This is a genomic window from Fontisubflavum oceani (genome assembly GCF_030407165.1).
In the GTDB taxonomy this organism is placed as follows: domain Bacteria; phylum Pseudomonadota; class Alphaproteobacteria; order Rhodobacterales; family Rhodobacteraceae; genus Rhodophyticola; species Rhodophyticola oceani.
Window position 1 is genome coordinate 596,605 of the sequence record NZ_CP129111.1, and the last position, 16,477, is coordinate 613,081.

At 60.1% G+C, this 16,477-nt stretch carries 15 protein-coding genes, 1 tRNA gene and 1 pseudogene; 7 read left to right on the forward strand and 10 right to left on the reverse strand.

Annotated elements, in window-relative coordinates; genetic code table 11:
• The first annotated feature begins 11 nt into the window (after nucleotides 1–11).
• From QTA57_RS03020 to QTA57_RS03035, 4 genes and pseudogenes are all read left to right on the forward strand, one after another.
• A pseudogene (locus QTA57_RS03020) lies at nucleotides 12–2,014 on the forward strand (YjbH domain-containing protein).
• A complete protein-coding gene (locus tag QTA57_RS03025) occupies nucleotides 1,993–2,451 on the forward strand; it encodes a YjbF family lipoprotein (protein ID WP_290153512.1) in 459 nt (152 codons plus the stop codon). Before QTA57_RS03020 ends, QTA57_RS03025 begins: the two are co-directional and overlap by 22 nt.
• Nucleotides 2,426–2,677: a YjbF family lipoprotein gene (locus QTA57_RS03030; protein ID WP_290153514.1), complete on the forward strand. Its 252-nt coding sequence runs from the start codon at nucleotides 2,426–2,428 to the stop codon at nucleotides 2,675–2,677. The genes QTA57_RS03025 and QTA57_RS03030 overlap by 26 nt, the downstream gene beginning before the upstream one ends.
• Nucleotides 2,678–2,725: 48 nt before the next feature.
• Nucleotides 2,726–3,085 (forward strand): hypothetical protein, encoded by a 360-nt coding sequence (locus QTA57_RS03035; protein ID WP_290153515.1) that lies wholly within the window; start codon nucleotides 2,726–2,728, stop codon nucleotides 3,083–3,085.
• Between the two features lie 376 nt (nucleotides 3,086–3,461).
• On the opposite strand, the gene QTA57_RS03040 is transcribed toward QTA57_RS03035, so the two are convergent.
• Nucleotides 3,462–3,538 (reverse strand) — tRNA-Met (locus QTA57_RS03040).
• Nucleotides 3,539–3,837: 299 nt separating this feature from the next.
• Here QTA57_RS03040 and QTA57_RS03045 point away from each other — a divergent pair.
• Nucleotides 3,838–4,767, forward strand: coding sequence for an isopenicillin N synthase family dioxygenase (locus QTA57_RS03045; protein ID WP_290153517.1), 930 nt, complete (start codon nucleotides 3,838–3,840; stop codon nucleotides 4,765–4,767).
• Here QTA57_RS03045 and QTA57_RS03050 read toward each other — a convergent pair.
• From QTA57_RS03050 to QTA57_RS03090, 9 genes are all read right to left on the reverse strand, one after another.
• Nucleotides 4,764–6,659 (reverse strand): beta-galactosidase, encoded by a 1,896-nt coding sequence (locus QTA57_RS03050; protein ID WP_290153519.1) that lies wholly within the window; start codon nucleotides 6,657–6,659, stop codon nucleotides 4,764–4,766. The two genes, QTA57_RS03045 and QTA57_RS03050, sit on opposite strands and share 4 nt — an antisense overlap.
• On the reverse strand, nucleotides 6,656–7,507 hold the full coding sequence (locus tag QTA57_RS03055) for an SMP-30/gluconolactonase/LRE family protein (RefSeq protein WP_290153521.1): 852 nt from the start codon (nucleotides 7,505–7,507) through the stop codon (nucleotides 6,656–6,658). The genes QTA57_RS03050 and QTA57_RS03055 overlap by 4 nt, the downstream gene beginning before the upstream one ends.
• A complete protein-coding gene (locus QTA57_RS03060) occupies nucleotides 7,504–8,109 on the reverse strand; it encodes a 2-dehydro-3-deoxy-6-phosphogalactonate aldolase (RefSeq protein ID WP_290153522.1) in 606 nt (201 codons plus the stop codon). The genes QTA57_RS03055 and QTA57_RS03060 overlap by 4 nt, the downstream gene beginning before the upstream one ends.
• On the reverse strand, nucleotides 8,106–9,023 hold the full coding sequence (locus QTA57_RS03065) for a 2-dehydro-3-deoxygalactonokinase (protein ID WP_290153524.1): 918 nt from the start codon (nucleotides 9,021–9,023) through the stop codon (nucleotides 8,106–8,108). The genes QTA57_RS03060 and QTA57_RS03065 overlap by 4 nt, the downstream gene beginning before the upstream one ends.
• Nucleotides 9,020–9,787, reverse strand: coding sequence for an SDR family NAD(P)-dependent oxidoreductase (locus tag QTA57_RS03070; RefSeq protein ID WP_290153526.1), 768 nt, complete (start codon nucleotides 9,785–9,787; stop codon nucleotides 9,020–9,022). Before QTA57_RS03070 ends, QTA57_RS03065 begins: the two co-directional genes overlap by 4 nt.
• Nucleotides 9,784–11,124 carry an alpha-glucosidase/alpha-galactosidase gene (melA, locus tag QTA57_RS03075; protein ID WP_290153527.1) on the reverse strand — a complete coding sequence of 447 codons (1,341 nt, stop codon included), beginning with the start codon at nucleotides 11,122–11,124 and terminating at the stop codon, nucleotides 9,784–9,786. The genes QTA57_RS03070 and melA overlap by 4 nt, the downstream gene beginning before the upstream one ends.
• A 25-nt stretch (nucleotides 11,125–11,149) precedes the next feature.
• Nucleotides 11,150–11,998 (reverse strand): carbohydrate ABC transporter permease, encoded by an 849-nt coding sequence (locus QTA57_RS03080; protein ID WP_145212737.1) that lies wholly within the window; start codon nucleotides 11,996–11,998, stop codon nucleotides 11,150–11,152.
• Nucleotides 11,999–12,013: 15 nt separating this feature from the next.
• Nucleotides 12,014–12,925: a carbohydrate ABC transporter permease gene (locus tag QTA57_RS03085; RefSeq protein WP_145217360.1), complete on the reverse strand. Its 912-nt coding sequence runs from the start codon at nucleotides 12,923–12,925 to the stop codon at nucleotides 12,014–12,016.
• A 160-nt stretch (nucleotides 12,926–13,085) separates the two neighbouring features.
• The gene (locus tag QTA57_RS03090) at nucleotides 13,086–14,348 is read right to left on the reverse strand and encodes an ABC transporter substrate-binding protein (protein WP_290153530.1); all 1,263 of its coding nucleotides are present in this window, start codon (nucleotides 14,346–14,348) and stop codon (nucleotides 13,086–13,088) included.
• Nucleotides 14,349–14,509: 161 nt separating this feature from the next.
• Between QTA57_RS03090 and QTA57_RS03095 the strand changes: the two genes are divergently transcribed.
• Complete coding sequence (locus QTA57_RS03095; protein ID WP_171557167.1) at nucleotides 14,510–15,337, forward strand: IclR family transcriptional regulator; 828 nt, start codon at nucleotides 14,510–14,512, stop codon at nucleotides 15,335–15,337.
• A 3-nt stretch (nucleotides 15,338–15,340) separates the two neighbouring features.
• On the forward strand, nucleotides 15,341–16,396 hold the full coding sequence (locus QTA57_RS03100; protein WP_290153533.1) for an ABC transporter ATP-binding protein: 1,056 nt from the start codon (nucleotides 15,341–15,343) through the stop codon (nucleotides 16,394–16,396).
• Nucleotides 16,397–16,477 lie beyond the last annotated feature (81 nt).

Consider the following 16,477-nt stretch of genomic DNA (forward strand, 5'->3'; position numbering starts at 1 on the left):
GTGCATTCCGCATGCCCGATGGCGACCTTGCGGGGACGGTCTCGACATTCGCCGGCCAGACCCGGGGGACGCTCAGCTTCCAGATTACACCGCGTCTGACGGGCAGCTTCCGCTACTCTGGCCTGCGCGGATTCTCGCCAGGAGCAATCACGCCAACCTCTGATTTCACCTACTATGACCGAAGTTTTGATCTGCATTTCAGCCTTTTGGAGGAACGCGGCATATGGCCCGCCCTCGCCGTTGGTCTGCGGGATTTTGGCGGGACAGGCGTCTATGGTTCGGAATATCTCGTGGCCAGTCGGCATTTTGGCCCTGAGGATCAAGTCGCGGTCACGCTCGGTCTGGGGTGGGGGCGGCTTGGGACCCGAAATGGATTTTCAAACCCGCTTGGATCGATTGATACTCGGTTTGACACCCGCCCCGGGTTTGATGGTTTTGGCGGGACGTTCAATACTGGGCAATGGTTCAGGGGGGATGCAGCCGTGTTTGGCGGCATCGAATGGCAGGTTAATGACCGGCTGGCTTTTCAGTTAGAGTACTCCTCTGACACCTATAGCGCCGAGCAGGCCGACGGAGTTTTCACCGACGAGAGTCCCATCAATCTTGGCCTGACCTATCGTTTCGAGAATGGTACAGTTTTGGGCGCACGGTACATGCATGGCGCAGAGCTCGGCCTATCGCTGACCTTTGCGTTAAACCCGGCCCGCCCGCCAGTCATCGGTGGGCGTGACCCAATGGCCAGACCCGTTGAAGTCCGGGACCCAGCGGCGCTCCCTTACGCGACGGCTTGGGCCTCCGACGTCAATGCGGCAGCGACGCTGCGCACAACCCTTTCCCGGGCGCTCGTCGGCGAGAGCATCGCTGTCGAGAGCCTGTCTGTGAACGCCAGCACCGCCCGCATCTCGGTTGTGAACGAACGCTATGACGCTGAGGCACAGGCGCTCGGGCGAATCGCACGCGCGATGAGCGCGACGCTCCCCCCTCCGTCGAAACCTTCGAGATCGTGTTCTTGGCCGAAGGCATCCCTCTCTCCCGGACCATCTTGAACAGGTCCGATCTCGAAGAGCTACAATATCACCCAGACGGAACCTTTCTCTCATACGGTCGGGCAACGATAACCGACGCGGCAGCGCTTAGCGACGCGGGCATGCAAACCGACACAGTCGTCTATCCGCGGCTTGACTGGTCACTTGGCCCCTATATCGAAACCTCGCTTTTCGACCCCGATGACCCACTTCGCTACAATGTCGGCGTGGAACTGGGCGCCAGCTACGACATCCGGCCCGGCCTCACCGTTTCCGGCGCTCTCCGTGGGGCAGCGTTCGGAACACTGGACGAATCGACACGAGCCTCTGACTCCGTCTTGCCGCGCGTTAGGTCAGACTCAAATCTCTATGACCGAGAGGCCGATGTTGCGATCAGGCACCTGACCCTCGAACACTTTGGCCGTCCCGCACCCGACTTCTATTCTCGTGTCACCTTCGGCTATCTCGAAGAGATGTATGGCGGCCTCTCTGCTGAACTGCTCTGGATGCCCGTCAACAGCCGGTTTGGCCTCGGGATCGAGGTGAACCATGTTCAGCAGCGCGATTTCGACCAGAGGTTCGGCTTTCAAGACTATTCCGTCACAACGGGCCATGCCTCAGCCTATTTCTCGCTGGCAGATGACTATGACATACAGATTGATGTCGGTCGCTACCTCGCGGGCGATTGGGGGGCGACGCTGAGCGTGGACCGGACCTTCGACAATGGCTGGCGCATTGGTGCCTTCGCCACGCTAACGGATGTGAGTTCCGAAGAATTCGGCGAGGGGTCTTTCGACAAAGGCATCCGCCTGACTGTTCCGTTGTCATGGTTCACTGGCCAGTCGACCCGTACCGAGCAAGCCTTTACCATCCGACCCGTCTTGCGGGATGGCGGCGCACGCCTGAGTGTGCGTAACCGCTTGCATGACGTGGTTCGCGACTACCATGCGCCCAGCCTTGATGATCAGTGGGGACGGTTCTGGCGATGAAGCTCCTGTCGAAACTCGTCTTGGTCCTGTCCTTCGGCCTTCTTGCGGCCTGCGGCACAGACAACAATCAACAGCCCTTGCAAATTGCACGCGGATTGTTGGCAGGCGCTGTCGGTGGCAACGCGGCACCCCAAGATCCGCGTGTCGTTCTGAACCGTGAGATCATCGATCGCGCGGCAACCCCCGTTATCCTTGTCGATACACTGCAATTGTCTGGCTCAGGCACGATGATCTCCACCGGTCGAGCTGGGCGCTATTCTTCCTGGGCCGGTCTTGATCAGGCTGGAGTTGTCCTTCTGGATGACGGGATCCTGACGGCGACCCGTGGCTATGGCGACGATCTCATCAGCTCCGATGTTGAAGAAGTCGTTGAAGCATTACGAATAGGCGAGGGACATCGCAGTGCGGGTCATGCGGTTTCTCGATGGCGAGGATGACGACTACACTCGATCAATGGTCTGTAGTTTCTCGGATATCGGGCCCGAGGTCATCACGATCTTTGACCGCGACATTTCGACCACGGCGGTTATCGAGGAGTGTCGGTCAAGTGATGAAGAGATTCGCAATAGCTATTGGATAGGGTCCGACGGGTTTATTTGGCGATCCATCCAATATGTGAGCCCGTCGCTCGGGTATTTCCAGATCGAACGACTGTTTCGATAGACTTTACCAAGACCAGAGAAAGACTGGTTGCGCCATTGATGTGATCTTGTGGTCGTGATACAAAATAATCTCTATTCCCAAACAAATGGTGGTGCCGTGAAACACAGTATCAATCTCTTTGCAGCTGCGTCCCTTGCACTCATGTCGACCGTACCTGCAATGGCCCAGGTTACAGCCGACGCTTGCGTTACCGAACTTGGTGGAACAGTTGGTCAGAATGCCGCAGGTCAAGCTGTTTGCCTTGTCGAAGAATTGCCGACCGGCACTCCAGGCAGCGAAGTCCTTGCGGGAGCAACCGGAGGGGCAACCGCCGGCGCAATCATCGGTGGCTTGCTCTTGCTGGCGGTTGTCGTTGCCGCTGGAGATGATGATACGTCCGGTACATCCGGAACAGTAGTAGTGAATTGACATATTCAACCAGCAGCAACTGAGTTGTAATGCTTCGGCTCATCGAGACGAATGGCACATAATGGTGTCGGGAGGCGATGGTTTTTCGCCTCCCGACACCAATTTTACGAGATTTATATCGGTTTGTAGGGCTACTTAGCGATATCCCGGCTCTCAACCGATTGACTTACAACCAGAACAGAACATTGGCTGTGAGAGCGATGGCCGAGAGGAAGACCTTCGGGCATCGCTTTGGTGGCAATAGTCATATATTGGCTATGTGTTCTGAAGCCTAAGTCATTGATGGAATTGAATCACTTTACTCGAACTGAGCGCTTTCTATTCTGGTCACCACAAACCAAATTCGGATAAGTAATCCAAAGACATCAAGGAGGTTTGGTAGCGGAGGAGGGACTTGAACCCCCGACACGCGGATTATGATTCCGCTGCTCTAACCAACTGAGCTACTCCGCCGGACCGTGCGCGGTGCTAAGACAGCAACGCGCCTCCGTCAACCTCAAAATCACGGGGCAATGACATCCGAAGCAGCGGTGCTTCAAGGAGGCGTGTCACCAGGTTGCGCAGCAGGGCGGATACGATAGCTTGAACGCCAACCAAAGATCGCCGGTTTGAAACTCCATCCGCCCAAATCGGCGAAATACCAGAGACCTTTTCAAGATGCGCGTGTCCAATACGCCTACAGAATGCCCGCACGAAGACGGCACGGCTCACCGGCCAGAACGGTGCGCGCTCCCCTTATCAGAGGTGCCAATATGATCCCGATACTCGACTGGCAACGGTTTGCCTCCGGCCAAGACCGAAATGGTTTCGTCGCTGACCTGGGCATCGCCGCCCGACAGACCGGTTTCTTCCTGCTCAAAGGGCATGGGGTCGATCCTGCCCTGCAAAGAGAGGTCTTTGACAAAGCGGATCAGTTCTTCGCCCTGCCGCCTGCGGAGAAGGAGAGCATCTCAATCCTCAAGACGCCGCACTATCGGGGTTGGGCCCATGACGGGTTGGAGTCGCTCGATGAGGCAAGCGGCATGGCGGATCGCAAGGAGAGCTTCAATATGGGGCTCGACCTTGCCGCGGATGATCCCAGAGTGCTGGCGGGTGATCCCTTTCGCGGGGTCAATCAATGGCCCGATCTGCCCGGCTTTCGCAAAACAATGCTCCGCTACTACGATGCCGCGCTGGCGCTTGGGGTCAAACTGCATCGCGCCATCGCGCTGGATCTCGGACTGCCCGAACACCATTTTGACTCGGCCTTTATCGACCCACTGGCCGCGCTGCGCGTGTTGCATTACCCGCCCGGGAGAGATGCCAAAGACGAGATCGGTGCTGGAGCCCACACCGATTATGGCGCGATCACGCTGCTGATGACGGATGGGGAGCCGGGGTTGCAGGTCAAACCGCGCGGCGGATATTGGATCGACGTGCCACATGTTCCCGGCGCTTATGTGGTCAATATCGGCGATTGCCTAATGCGATGGACCAACGACATTTATGTCTCGACCCCGCATCGGGTGTTGCGCCCCAAGAACCAACGCCGCTCGGTAGCATTTTTTGTTGAGGCAAACCCGGATGTTATTGTCGAGGCCTTGCCGGGCACCGGTGCCCCGAAATATCCGGCCATTCGGGCGGCCGACTATCTGCAATCGCGTCTGGATGTGACCTATAATGCGCCGGTGCCCAAGAGCTAGCGGCGCAACACACCCGCTTGCGGGATTGTCTGGCCCTCGAATGTCACAGCGTCAGGCCCGTGATTGAAGACATACTGCGTCGTCCCTGATTGGCGCAGCCGGACATCTTGCGGCAAGTCGAGGACCGGCACATCAGCGCGCTCTGCCATTCGGGTCAGCACGCGCGCCAGATAGTCTGGGTCCGGCCAGCCGCCGAGATAATGCACCGCGCCCGACTGCACCAAAACCGGTCGGCCATCCGCATCGCGGTCAAGAACCTCGGCACCGCCCAGCAGATCCTCCCGCCACAAGGAGATCGCGCCGCCGCCGTCAACAGGCACCGGCATATCCGGGCGCAGCGTTTCGACCCGCGCTACCTGGATATCCAGATCGGGGATCGCGGGCGGCAACGGCACCGGGATCGCAAAGCCTTGGGTCTTCGTGCCAAAACGCGGCCCAAGCAGCACCTGCGCATCGGAGGCCCGCAGCGCCGCAATCAGGCCGTCCGGCGGCATCTCCAACCCGGGGGCCAGGATCATTGCATAGCCCTCGAAATCCCGCGTCTCCGGCGGCAGGATGTCGATCGACAGGCCCAGCTTTCGCAACCCGCGATAGATCTCAAACACCAATCGGAAGTAATCGCATCCCCGTCCTTGCGGCTGCACATCCCAAGACCACGCGGCCTGGTAGTCAAAGATCAGCGCCACAGGGGCTTGAGCGGTTTCGACCTCTGGGGCATCAGCCAATTCTGCCGCAACCGCTGCGGCCTCGGCATAGCCAGCCGCCTCGGCGCTATCGGGGCGCAAAAGCCCGGCATGCATCTGTTCCTGCGCAAAGGGAGCCTGCCGCCACCGGAAATAGCATACCGCCTCGGCACCATGGGCAAAGGCCTCCCAGGTCCAGAACCGGACCATGCCGGGCAGAGGCGCGGGATTATGCGGCGCCCAATTCACCGGCCCCGGCTGCTGCTCCATGATCCACCAGCGGCCCTGGCCGACGCTACGATAAAGGTCATGGTGAAACGCCTGGAAATCCGGGTCGCCTTGATGCGCATAGTGGCGCTTGTGTTCGGCAGAGTCCTCCAACCGGTCTTCCAAGAAACCCAGTGGATAACTGTCCCAGGTCGCGATCTCCATCTGATCGCCGGTGGCGAAATGATCGAACTCTGTGGTCCGGCCCATGTAGTTATGGCTGATCGGCGCATCAGACCGCGCCCGGATCGCGGCTACCTGCGCCCCATTGAACCGCACCACCTGATCCGAGGAGAACCGCCGGAAATCCATCGCATGAGACGGGTTCGGCTCGGTCACCGTCAAGTTCGGCAGGTCGATCTCGTCGAAATCGCGATACTCCATCGACCAGAACACATTGCCCCAAGCGCGGTTCAACGCCTCGGGCGATTGGTATTTCTGCGCCAGCCAGTCGCGGAACGCATGACGCGCCGCATCGGAATAGGAGATCACCGTGTCGTGGCAGCCATACTCATTATCCGTCTGCCACGCCCCAAGCGCCGGATGCCGCCCATAGCGCTCCGCCAGAAGCGTCGTGATCCGCACCGCCTCCGCGCGATAGCCTTTATGCGAAAAGCAGTAATGCCGCCGCGATCCGAAGCCGCGCGCGCGGCCCTCTGCATCGACGGCCAGCATGTCGGGGTGTCTGTCCAGCATCCATCGCGGCGGTGTCGCGGTAGGCGTGCCCAGAACAATGCGCAATCCCGCCTGCCCCAGCACCTCAAACGCCCGGTCCAGCCAGTCAAACCGCATCTCACCGGGGGTTGGCTCCAAACGCGACCAGGCAAATTCGCCAATCCGCACCCAAGTCAGGCCAAGATCGGCCATGCGGGCCGCATCCTCGGCCCAGGCCTCTTCGGGCCAATGTTCAGGGTAATAGCACGTGCCGAGTGTACGTTTCACAGAATGACCTGATGCTCATCTTGCCCAATCAGATGGGTTTCGGTGACAAAGGTCATACCGGCCTGCGGCTGCGCTGCAAGTTGTTCCTGAGTGAAGCCTTGCTGCGCGGTCGTGACATAGAGCTTTCCCGGGCCCAGCGCGGGACACGAGGCCTGTTCGACCGGCAATCTGATCTCTTCGACAAAGGCTCCGACCGCGTCATAGATCGCGACCCGCCATGACCCCCATTCAGCACAGACAAACAGACCATCTTGGGTTACGACCGCACCATCCGGCCCACGCCCCGTCTCGCGGTGATCAATGAAAATCTCGGGATCGCCATTTGGCCAGCCCTGCCCGTCCAACCTCTGCCGCCAAATGAGACGCTGCTTTGTGTCGGCGAAATAGGCATGCGCGCCGTCAGGCGCAAAGCAGATCGCGTTGGGGATGCTGATCTTATCGAAGAGCCGCCGCAACTCGCCGCGATAATAACGGTAAATCGCGCCCGCGTCGGTTTGCGCCTGTTTGCCCATCGTCCCGATCCAGAACCCACCGAAGTGGTCTGCACGGCCATCATTCGACCGCGTCAGCGGGTTGTCGGCCTCGAGCGGGATCACATGCTCCGACGCCCCGCTCATGATATCGAACCGGATCAGGTCGGTCTCGGTCGCGACCAAAAGCGCCGTGTCATCCACCCAACCGGCCGCCGAGACATGGCGGTCGAATACCCAGTCCTGCCGGGTCTCGCCGGGCTTGGTGAACAGCCGATTTCCCAAGATATCGAACCAAAAGAGCTGCCCCAAGCGCGGATGCCAAAGCGGCCCCTCGCCAAGCAGATTCCGATGGTCGTCAAAGACCTCTGCCGTCATGCCACCGCCTCGTCATAAGCCGCCACGATCTCTGCGGCCCGCGCGGTCACATCCGCGACGCTCAGGCCGGGCGTATAGATGCCGGTGCCCAGGCCGAACCCATCGGCGCTGGCCGCGATCCAGTCGGCGAAGTTCTTCGGGCCGACGCCGCCCACCATATAGACCTGCGTACCAATCGGCAGCACAGCCCGGAGCGCTTTCAGACCTTCGATCCCCATCAAATGGCTTGGGAAGATTTTCAATCCATCCGCACCGGCCTTCAATGCGGCAAAGCATTCCGAGGGCGTCAGAACTCCGGGAAAGCTCTGCATCCGAGCCGCTTTCGTCGCCGCAATCACCTCGGAATCGAAATTAGGCGACACGATCAGGCGCCCGCCGACACCGGCGACATGGGCCACATCCTGACGGGTCAAAACCGTCCCCGCGCCGATCAACGCGTCCTGGCCGAAGCTCTGCACCATCACCGCGATGCTATCCAGCGGGTCGGGTGAATTCAGCGGCACCTCGATCCGGTCGATCCCCGCCTCGATCAGCGCGGCCGCGACCGGCGCGGCCTCCGCCGGGGTAATGCCGCGCAAAATGGCGATCAGAGGTCGGCTCATGCAGTTGTCTCCGAAATGGTGGTATAGGCCCGGCCAAGGCCGATCCGTGTGAGGGGCCCCGCATCCAAAACCCGCGCGGATACGCCTTGCGCCTGAAGGGCATCGCCGTAGAGCGCGGCCAGCGCCGGCGCACCGGCGACAACCACTTCCTGCCCCAACCAATAGGGCCGCGCGGCGGCCAGCTCCGCGCCGATAAGCTCGCCGGAGAGCTGCGATCGGGCCGCCTCAGGGGTCAGCCCCTGCAACACGCCCTCGGCCCGAATGGCAAACAGCCGCTGCGCCAGACGTTCGGGTCGCGACAGGGCGTCCGCAACAGCGCTTTCAAAACGCGCTTGATCAAACCCCTCGTCGGCAATCCCATGCCGCAGCACACTTTCCTCCGAGATCAAGCGGAACAGCTCGCCGGTCAAAAATGTCTGGAAACTGACAATTTCGCCGGCGCTGATATGGACCCATTTGGTGTGGGTCCCAGGCAGGCACAGAATGCCATCAAACCCTGGCTCTTCTACAAGAAATCCCGCGATCTGGGTTTCTTCGCCGCGCATCACATCGGCTGGTTTCGCCTGGCTCACCCCCGGCATAATGAACAATCGGATACGCCCATCCTGCGTCGCCACTGGCACAGGCTGCAAAGCGCCCGGGGCACAAGGCACGGCGCGATAGGGAACCTCGGCCCAGCCTTGGCGGGACCCAACCATACCGCAGGCCACCACCGGAACCGGCACCGACCCCAGCCAGGGCGCCACCAGTTTCAACAGCGCCGGTTCAAACCCGTCGCGAGCCAGCCCGCCCATCCCGTCATCGGAGGCCGCCTCGGCGCGGATCGTTCCATCCGCCGCCATCGCCCAGACGCGCAGGCGCGACGTGCCCCAATCGACTGCGATCCAATCGGCATATGCAGCCCCGGCGCTCATCCGGAGAACACCACGCCGCCATCAATGACCATCACTTGGCCCGTCATCATCCGGCTCGCATCGGAGGCCAAAAACAACGTCCCACCGACGATATCGCGGGGCGCCAGATGCTCTTTCAAACACTGCTTGTCCATATGCGCGGCCAGGTCCTCGGGGCTTGCCCATAACTCGAGCTGCTTATCGGTCAAAACCCAGCCCGGCAGCAACGCGTTGGCGCGGATTTTGTCGGGCCCAAACTCGCGCGCCAAGCTGCGCGTCATCGCCGTAATGCCGCCATTGGCGCTGGTGTAAGACGGGTAGCCCGCATTGCCCATCATATAGGACACCGAGGAGAAATTCACGATCGCGCCGCCGCCCGCGTTGCGCATGCCTTGCACCACGGCTTGGCAGGCGAAGAAATAGGCTTTGAGGTTAATCGCTTGCGACCAATCCCAGAACTCTTCGGTGACCTCTTCGGTCTTGTGCCGTTTGTCATTAGCGGCATTGTTGACCAACACGGTCACCGGCCCATGCGCGTCCGACGCCTCCGCGATAGAGGACTTGAGCCGCGCGATATCGGTGATGTCACAGGGCAAAAACAGCGGACGATTGCCCGTTTCCGCCTCCATCCTCGTCACGAAATCAGACGCATCCGAACGCTGTACGAAGGCAACCTTCGCGCCCTGACGCAAGAAGCCTTCGGTCAGCGATGACCCAATCCCCGACCCGCCGCCGGTGATGAAAACCGACGCGCCGTTCAGGTCGGGATAAACCGGGTCACTCATGCGGCTCTCCGATCGCGGCACCAGTCGGGCAGCATCGCGCCATGGGCGGCGATCAGGTCATCGACCAAGCTCCGGATTTGTCGCAAATCCAACTCGGCCGCCGTGTGCGGATCCATATAAGCCGCGTGGTAGATGTGTTCGCGGTTCTCTTCGGTGAGCGCCTTCACGACCAGTTCCTGCACATTGATCTGGCTCCGCATCAACGCGGTGAGCTGCGGCGGGATATCATCAATCAGCTTTGGCTGAAGCCCGTTGCCATCGACCAGCGTTGGGGTCTCTACCGCCGCGCCGTTCGGAAGCTGCGGCATCTGCCCCCGGTTCGGCAGGTTCGCCGTGATCGTGATCGGGCTGTCTGTGACCATGGCATTCATGATCTCGGCGGCGAATTCATGGCTTTTGCTGACCTCAACCGTCTCCGCCGCGCGATAGCTCTCGGCCTGCGCTGACCAATCGGCCATCTGCTCTTCGCAGCGCTTGGGATACTCATCCAGCGGGATGCCAAATTCTTCGATCAGATCACCCCGGCCATCCTTGATGAACCAAGGCACATATTCCGCAAAATGCTCGGAGCTTTCGGTGCAGAAATAGCCCAGATGCTCCATCACCTCATAACGCACCTTGTTGGGGCAGCGCAGGTTCATCAATGGCGCTTTCGGCAAGCGCCCGGCGCGATATCCATCCCGCAAGGCGGGATAGAGGTCACGGCCCTGATGTTCGAGCTTCAGGAAAAAGGCCACATGGTTGATGCCAGCCACCCGGTGTCGAATCTCCTCGACCGGCAGGTCGAGATCATGCGCCATCTCCTCAACTGTGCTTTGCACCGAGTGACACAAGCCCGCTTGGTTGACATGCGGATAGCGCTCAGCCAGGGCCCATGTGTTGATCGCCATCGGATTGACGTATTGCATGAGCAGCGCGTTGGGGCAGAGCCGCGCCATATCCTCGGCCACGGCCCAAAGATGCGGCACGGTGCGCAGCCCCCGCATGATCCCGCCGACGCCCAATGTGTCGGCAATCGTCTGCCGCAGCCCGTATTTGCGCGGGATGTCAAAATCGATGACGGTCGAGGGGCGATAGCCGCCGATTTGAAATGCGGTGACCACGAAATCGGCGCCGTCCAATGCGCGGGCGCGGTCTGTGGTTGCCTCCACCATGGCACTGGCACCCATGGTCTGGATCATCTTCCGCGCGACCAAGGCGGATTCCTCCAACCGCACCGGGTCAATATCCATAAGCGAGATCTGCGCATCCGCCAGGCTTGGAAAATGCAACATGTCTCCCACGATATTCTTCATGAAAATCGTGGACCCTGCGCCAATAAAGGCAAGCTTCGTCATCGTTGGTATCCGTATGTGTTGCTCGTTATTTCACCGCACCGAGGGTCAGACCCGCGATGAAGTGTCTCTGCATCAGGAAGAAGATCGCCACCGGCGGGATCGCCGCCACGATGCTTCCTGCACTCATCAGATGGTACTGTGCCACGAACTGGCTATTGAACTGCGTTATCCCAGCGGTCACCGGCTGCGCATCGGGGCCTTGGGTCAACACGATCGCCCAGAAATAGTCGTTCCAGATGAAGGTGAAGATCAAGACAGCCAAAGCTGCGATGGCGGGCCGCATCAAGGGCAGGACGACGTACCAGAAGATCCGCCATTCCGCGACGCCTTCGACCCGCGCCGCCTCGATCAACTCATAGGGCAGCGCGCGGATGAAGTTCCGCATAAAGAGCGTACAGAACCCGGTCTGGAACGCGATATGGAAGAGGACCAGGCCGAGCTTCGTGTCATAAAGCCCCATATCCACCGTCAGATCCCGCACCGGCACCATCAAAATCTGGAACGGCACGAAATTCCCCGCGATGAACATGAAGAAGATCAAGAGGTTGCCGCGGAACCGGTAAATCCCGAGCGCGAAACCCGTCATGCAGCTCAACGCGACGGCGCCGATCACGGTTGGCACGGTGATCAGGATCGAGTTCACCAGGTATTGCGGCATGTCGGATTCGAAGAAGACCCGCCCATAATTCGCAACAAGGTCGAAGGAGGACGGCACGCCCCAATAGTTGCCATTGGTGAAATCGGCGAAGGGGCGGATCGAGAAGATCATCACCGCGATCAATGGCGCGAGCCACATGATAAGCGCCAGCGGCAAGAGCGATTGATAGGTCAGTTGCGCCGCGCGGGAGCGTTTTTCGATCGGTGTCGGAAACATATCTGAGGCCCTCCCTTAGCGCCGCGCTTCGCGTTCTTCTTGGTACATCGACCAAAGGAAGTACCCGATGAAGACCAGCATGATCATGAACAACACCACCGCGATGGCCGAACCATAGCCCATGCGGAACCCGAACTCGCTCAGCGCGCGTTCGAACATGTAGAAGCTGAGCACGCGGGTTGACCCAAACGGCCCGCCATTGGTCATGATCGAGATCAGGTCGAAGGACCGCAGCGCGCCAATGATCGTCACCACGAAGGCGATAAAGGTCGCCGGTTTCAACTGCGGCAGGATCACGTGCCAGAGCATTTTCCAGCCCTTCGCGCCATCAAGCCGCCCGGCCTCCACCTGCTCTGGGTCCACCGCGTTCAGACCGGTCAGATAGAGGATCATGCAATAGGCCGTCTGTGGCCAGAGGCCAGCGGCGATAATCCCATAGGTCGCCAGCGTTGGGTCGCCGAGGATGTTGACCGATTCAAACCCAAAGAAGGTGATGACGTTGTTCAGCAAGCCTTCGCGCGGCAAGTAGAACCAGCTGAAGACCAACCCGACCACGACCTGCGACAGGACAAAGGGGAAGAAGAACAACGACTTATAAAGCCGGATGCCAACAACTGTCTGGTTCAGAAACAGCGCGATGAACAGACCCGCCGGGATCGCCAACAGATACAGAGCCAACCATTTCAGATTGTTCCAAAGCGAGATTTCGAAATTACGGTCGGTCAGCAGCTCCTGATAGTTCCGGGCGCCGACAAAGGTCGCCTCTCCCAGCCCATCCCACTCGTAGAGCGAAATCTGAAACGACTGAAAGATCGGGATGATGACGTAGACCGCGAAAAACAAGAACCCAGGCAGCAGGAACAGGATCGGCGTCACCACCATCTTGTTGCGCTGCATCCAGGTCTGGGCGTCACGCCCATCGCCCATCGGAACGGCTGCTTCTGTGCTCATATCCAGCTCTCCTCAATCGGGACGGGGCAGCGGGAGCCCATACGAAAACTGCGGGGTGATGCGGCTTGCGAATGACCTGCCTTGGGAAGGGGCCATGCCCCGCCGGGAAGAGGCGGAGCATGAGATATTCTTAAGATCAGTAGATTCGCTGGCGCGCTGCTTCCAGGCGCTCCAGGATGTCATCCAGGTTGTCCGGGAACACCATGAATTCCTGCAGACCTTCCATACCGACCGAGGCCATCTCGGCCGGGAAATCGCGGTCGAAGAACTGCGCGATACCGCCCGTGGCGTTCTGGCTCAGCATCTCGAAGCCCTGCTGGATGAACTCATCATCCGCGACTTCTGCATTGGCATTCACCGGCAGCTGACCCAAGCCATCAGGCCCGTTGATCCGGCCCTGCACGTCAGGCGACGTCACGAATTGCAGGAAGGCGCGTGCGGCCTCGACGTTCTGCGCACCTGACGGCACATGGAACGTGTCGGTCGGAGCGTCTTCGCCCTGCGGCAGGCCTTCGGTGATGATCGGGAACTGGTAGAAATCGAGCTGATCATCGGTCAGACCCGCATTGCGGAGCTGGTCCACGGCGAAGTTGCCCATCAGGTAGGCTGTCGCCTGACCGTTCACCATGAAGGGGAGTGCCTCTTGCCAGCTATAGGTCTGGTGGTCTTCGATAAAGGCCCCCATGTCGATCAGCGTACGCCAGTTGTCGAAGGTTGCGCGCACCCGATCGTCGGTCCAAGGCACTTCACCAAGGGCGAGCTGCATGTGGAAGTCGAACCCGTTGGTCCGCATGTTCAGGTAGTCGAACCAGCCACCCGCGGTCCACAAGAACCGGGTGCCGATTGTATAGCAGGCCCGCCCGCTATCGACGATGACCTGGCAGTTGGCCAGTTCTTCTTCCCAGGTGGTCGGCTCACTCAGGCCAAGCTCGTTGAAGATGTCTTCGCGGTAATACACGCCCCACTGATAGTAGGTGTAAGGCACGCCCCATTGCGCATCATTCATGGTCATCGCGCCGCGCACGGATTCGAGACCTTCGTAGTCGCCAGCGTCCCACCATTCGGAGATGTCCATAAACAGGCCCGCATCCACGTAAGGCCCCATCCGGTTGGCTGCATACCAGTTGATCACATCAGGCGGGTCGGCGGAGAGCGCGTTGCGGATCTGGGTCTTCCAGGCCTCGCGATCAACGACGGTCAACTCGACCTCAAGGTTTGGGTGCATCTCGCCGAACTCGGCGGCCAGCCCTTCGATCACAGCCCGCGGGCCCGGGTTCGACATATCGGCGGTAATGCGCAGCGTGCCTTCGAGATTGGTATGGCCTTCGGCCAAAGCCGCGCCTGACAACATCGTCGCCGCCGCCAGCGCCGCAGCGCCGGTTTTGAAGATGGATCGCATGGTGTCCTCCCTAGTGATCCGGTTCGGATTTGGTTTCACTATTTGAAACTTGGTTTCTTATGTTGAAATCATAACGCGACTCGGCTTAGTCTTGTCAACACTTTCCTCCGCACCGTCAGAGTGTAGATCGAAAACGGAGGGGGCCATTGGGAGGAACAGTTTTGGCAACACCCGCGGATCATTCGGGCGACAAACCGGGCGACGGAACCGTCGGCAAAGCGCTTGGCGTTCTTGATGAGGTGGCCGGGTTTGGCCGCCCCGTGCGCTTTGGTGAATTGCTCGCTCACAGCCCTTATCCCAAAGCCACCCTCTACCGTTTCCTGCAAACGCTCACGAACCAAGGCATGCTGGCCTATGATCCAGAACGGCAGACCTATGCGCTTGGCATCCGTCTGGTGCGGCTCGCCCATGCCGCGTGGCAAACCTCGTCTCTCGCACCAATCGCCCGGCCTCATATCGACGCGTTGAGCGAACAGATCGGCGAGACCGTGCATCTGGCGCAGCTTGATGCGGCGCAGGTTCTCTATGTCGACAAGCGCAACGCGCGGGAGCCGCTGCCGATGTATTCGCAGGCCGGCAAGGTCGGCCCCGCCTATTGCACCGGCGTTGGCAAGGCGATGATCGCCTTTCTTCCTGAAGACGAGCTGGCCCCGATCCTCGCGCAGCAATCCTATCATCGGTTCACCGAACACACGCTTGGCTCCGAAGCCGCCTTGCGGACCGAACTCGCGCGCATTCGTTTGCATGGCTACGCCTTCGACCGGGAAGAACATGAACCAGGCATCATCTGCGTCGCGCTGCCGATTCTGACTGCGACCGGTCGGATGCTCGGCGCGCTGTCGGTCACATCCTCGACCGAGCGCACATCATTGGACGCGCTGGAAGACCGCGTGCCTTTGATCAAACGCACCGCACAATCCATCGCGGAGGAGGCGCAAAGCTGGCGCTTTCCAGATGCGGGCAACACACAAAAAATCGGGAGGGGCTAGACCATGTCAGGCGTCACGCTCAGCAATGTGGTGAAGAAATACGGTGATGTGCAGGTGATCCATGGGGTCGACCTTCAGATAGATCACGGGGATTTCTGCGTGTTTGTCGGCCCCTCGGGCTGCGGCAAGTCCACACTGCTCAGGATGGTCGCCGGCCTCGAGGAAACCACCGCTGGCAAAATCGAGATCGGCCCCCGCGACGTGACCCATATGGACCCGGCCGAACGCGGCGTGGCGATGGTGTTTCAAACCTATGCGCTTTATCCGCATATGTCGGTCGCCGAGAATATGGGCTTCGGTCTGAAGATGAACGGCCACCCCAAAGCCGAGATTCAAGAGAAGGTCGCCGAGGCCTCGCGCGTTCTGAAACTCGACGATTATCTGGACCGCAAACCCAAAGCCCTCTCCGGCGGGCAACGTCAGCGCGTGGCCATTGGCCGGGCGATTGTCCGTGGGCCGGAGGTGTTCCTCTTTGATGAACCCCTGTCGAACCTGGACGCTGAACTGCGCGTTGAAATGCGTGTCGAAATCGCCCGTCTGCACCAAGAGATCGGCGCAACGATGATCTATGTGACCCATGATCAGGTCGAGGCGATGACGCTGGCCGACAAAATCGTCGTGCTCCGTGCCGGGATCATCGAACAGGCGGGCCGCCCGCTTGATCTCTACAATGACCCTGACAATCAGTTCGTCGCCGGGTTCATCGGCTCGCCAGCGATGAATTTCTTCCCCGGCGCTGCCAAAGGTGGGCAAGTAACCATTCCCGGCCTCGGCAACACAGTGCTGTCACCCGGCCTTGGCAGCGTGACCGACGGCGCGGTCACCATGGGCCTGCGCCCGCAGCATCTGAAAATCGGCGAGGGGAACACGCATCAGGTGGTGTTGAGTGAGCAACTGGGCGGCGTCGCCTATCATTATCTGACCGGCCAAGATGGGACGCGGATCATCGTCGAGGCACATGAGCAATCCGCGCCTGCCCCGGGCAGCATGGTTGGGCTCAGCTTCGATGCCGACGCGCCGCTCTATTTCGATGCAACCTCTGGTCAGCGACTGAGATAACCAACCGCCCAGAAAGCGCCTTCAATCAATCGTGACCGACGCCATGCGGGATGTTGGCCCGCGCCCCTTCTGCGCTTAGAT

Excerpts from the sequence above, each read along its gene's own strand:
- QTA57_RS03030 (WP_290153514.1), top strand. The coding sequence starts at position 2,426 with ATGCGGTTTCTCGATGGCGAGGATGACGACTACACTCGATCAATGGTC.
- QTA57_RS03045 (WP_290153517.1), top strand. The coding sequence starts at position 3,838 with ATGATCCCGATACTCGACTGGCAACGGTTTGCCTCCGGCCAAGACCGA.
- QTA57_RS03055 (WP_290153521.1), bottom strand. The coding sequence starts at position 7,507 with ATGACGGCAGAGGTCTTTGACGACCATCGGAATCTGCTTGGCGAGGGG.
- QTA57_RS03060 (WP_290153522.1), bottom strand. The coding sequence starts at position 8,109 with ATGAGCCGACCTCTGATCGCCATTTTGCGCGGCATTACCCCGGCGGAG.
- QTA57_RS03065 (WP_290153524.1), bottom strand. The coding sequence starts at position 9,023 with ATGAGCGCCGGGGCTGCATATGCCGATTGGATCGCAGTCGATTGGGGC.
- QTA57_RS03070 (WP_290153526.1), bottom strand. The coding sequence starts at position 9,787 with ATGAGTGACCCGGTTTATCCCGACCTGAACGGCGCGTCGGTTTTCATC.
- melA (WP_290153527.1), bottom strand. The coding sequence starts at position 11,124 with ATGACGAAGCTTGCCTTTATTGGCGCAGGGTCCACGATTTTCATGAAG.
- QTA57_RS03080 (WP_145212737.1), bottom strand. The coding sequence starts at position 11,998 with ATGTTTCCGACACCGATCGAAAAACGCTCCCGCGCGGCGCAACTGACC.
- QTA57_RS03085 (WP_145217360.1), bottom strand. The coding sequence starts at position 12,925 with ATGGGCGATGGGCGTGACGCCCAGACCTGGATGCAGCGCAACAAGATG.
- QTA57_RS03090 (WP_290153530.1), bottom strand. The coding sequence starts at position 14,348 with ATGCGATCCATCTTCAAAACCGGCGCTGCGGCGCTGGCGGCGGCGACG.
- QTA57_RS03100 (WP_290153533.1), top strand. The coding sequence starts at position 15,341 with ATGTCAGGCGTCACGCTCAGCAATGTGGTGAAGAAATACGGTGATGTG.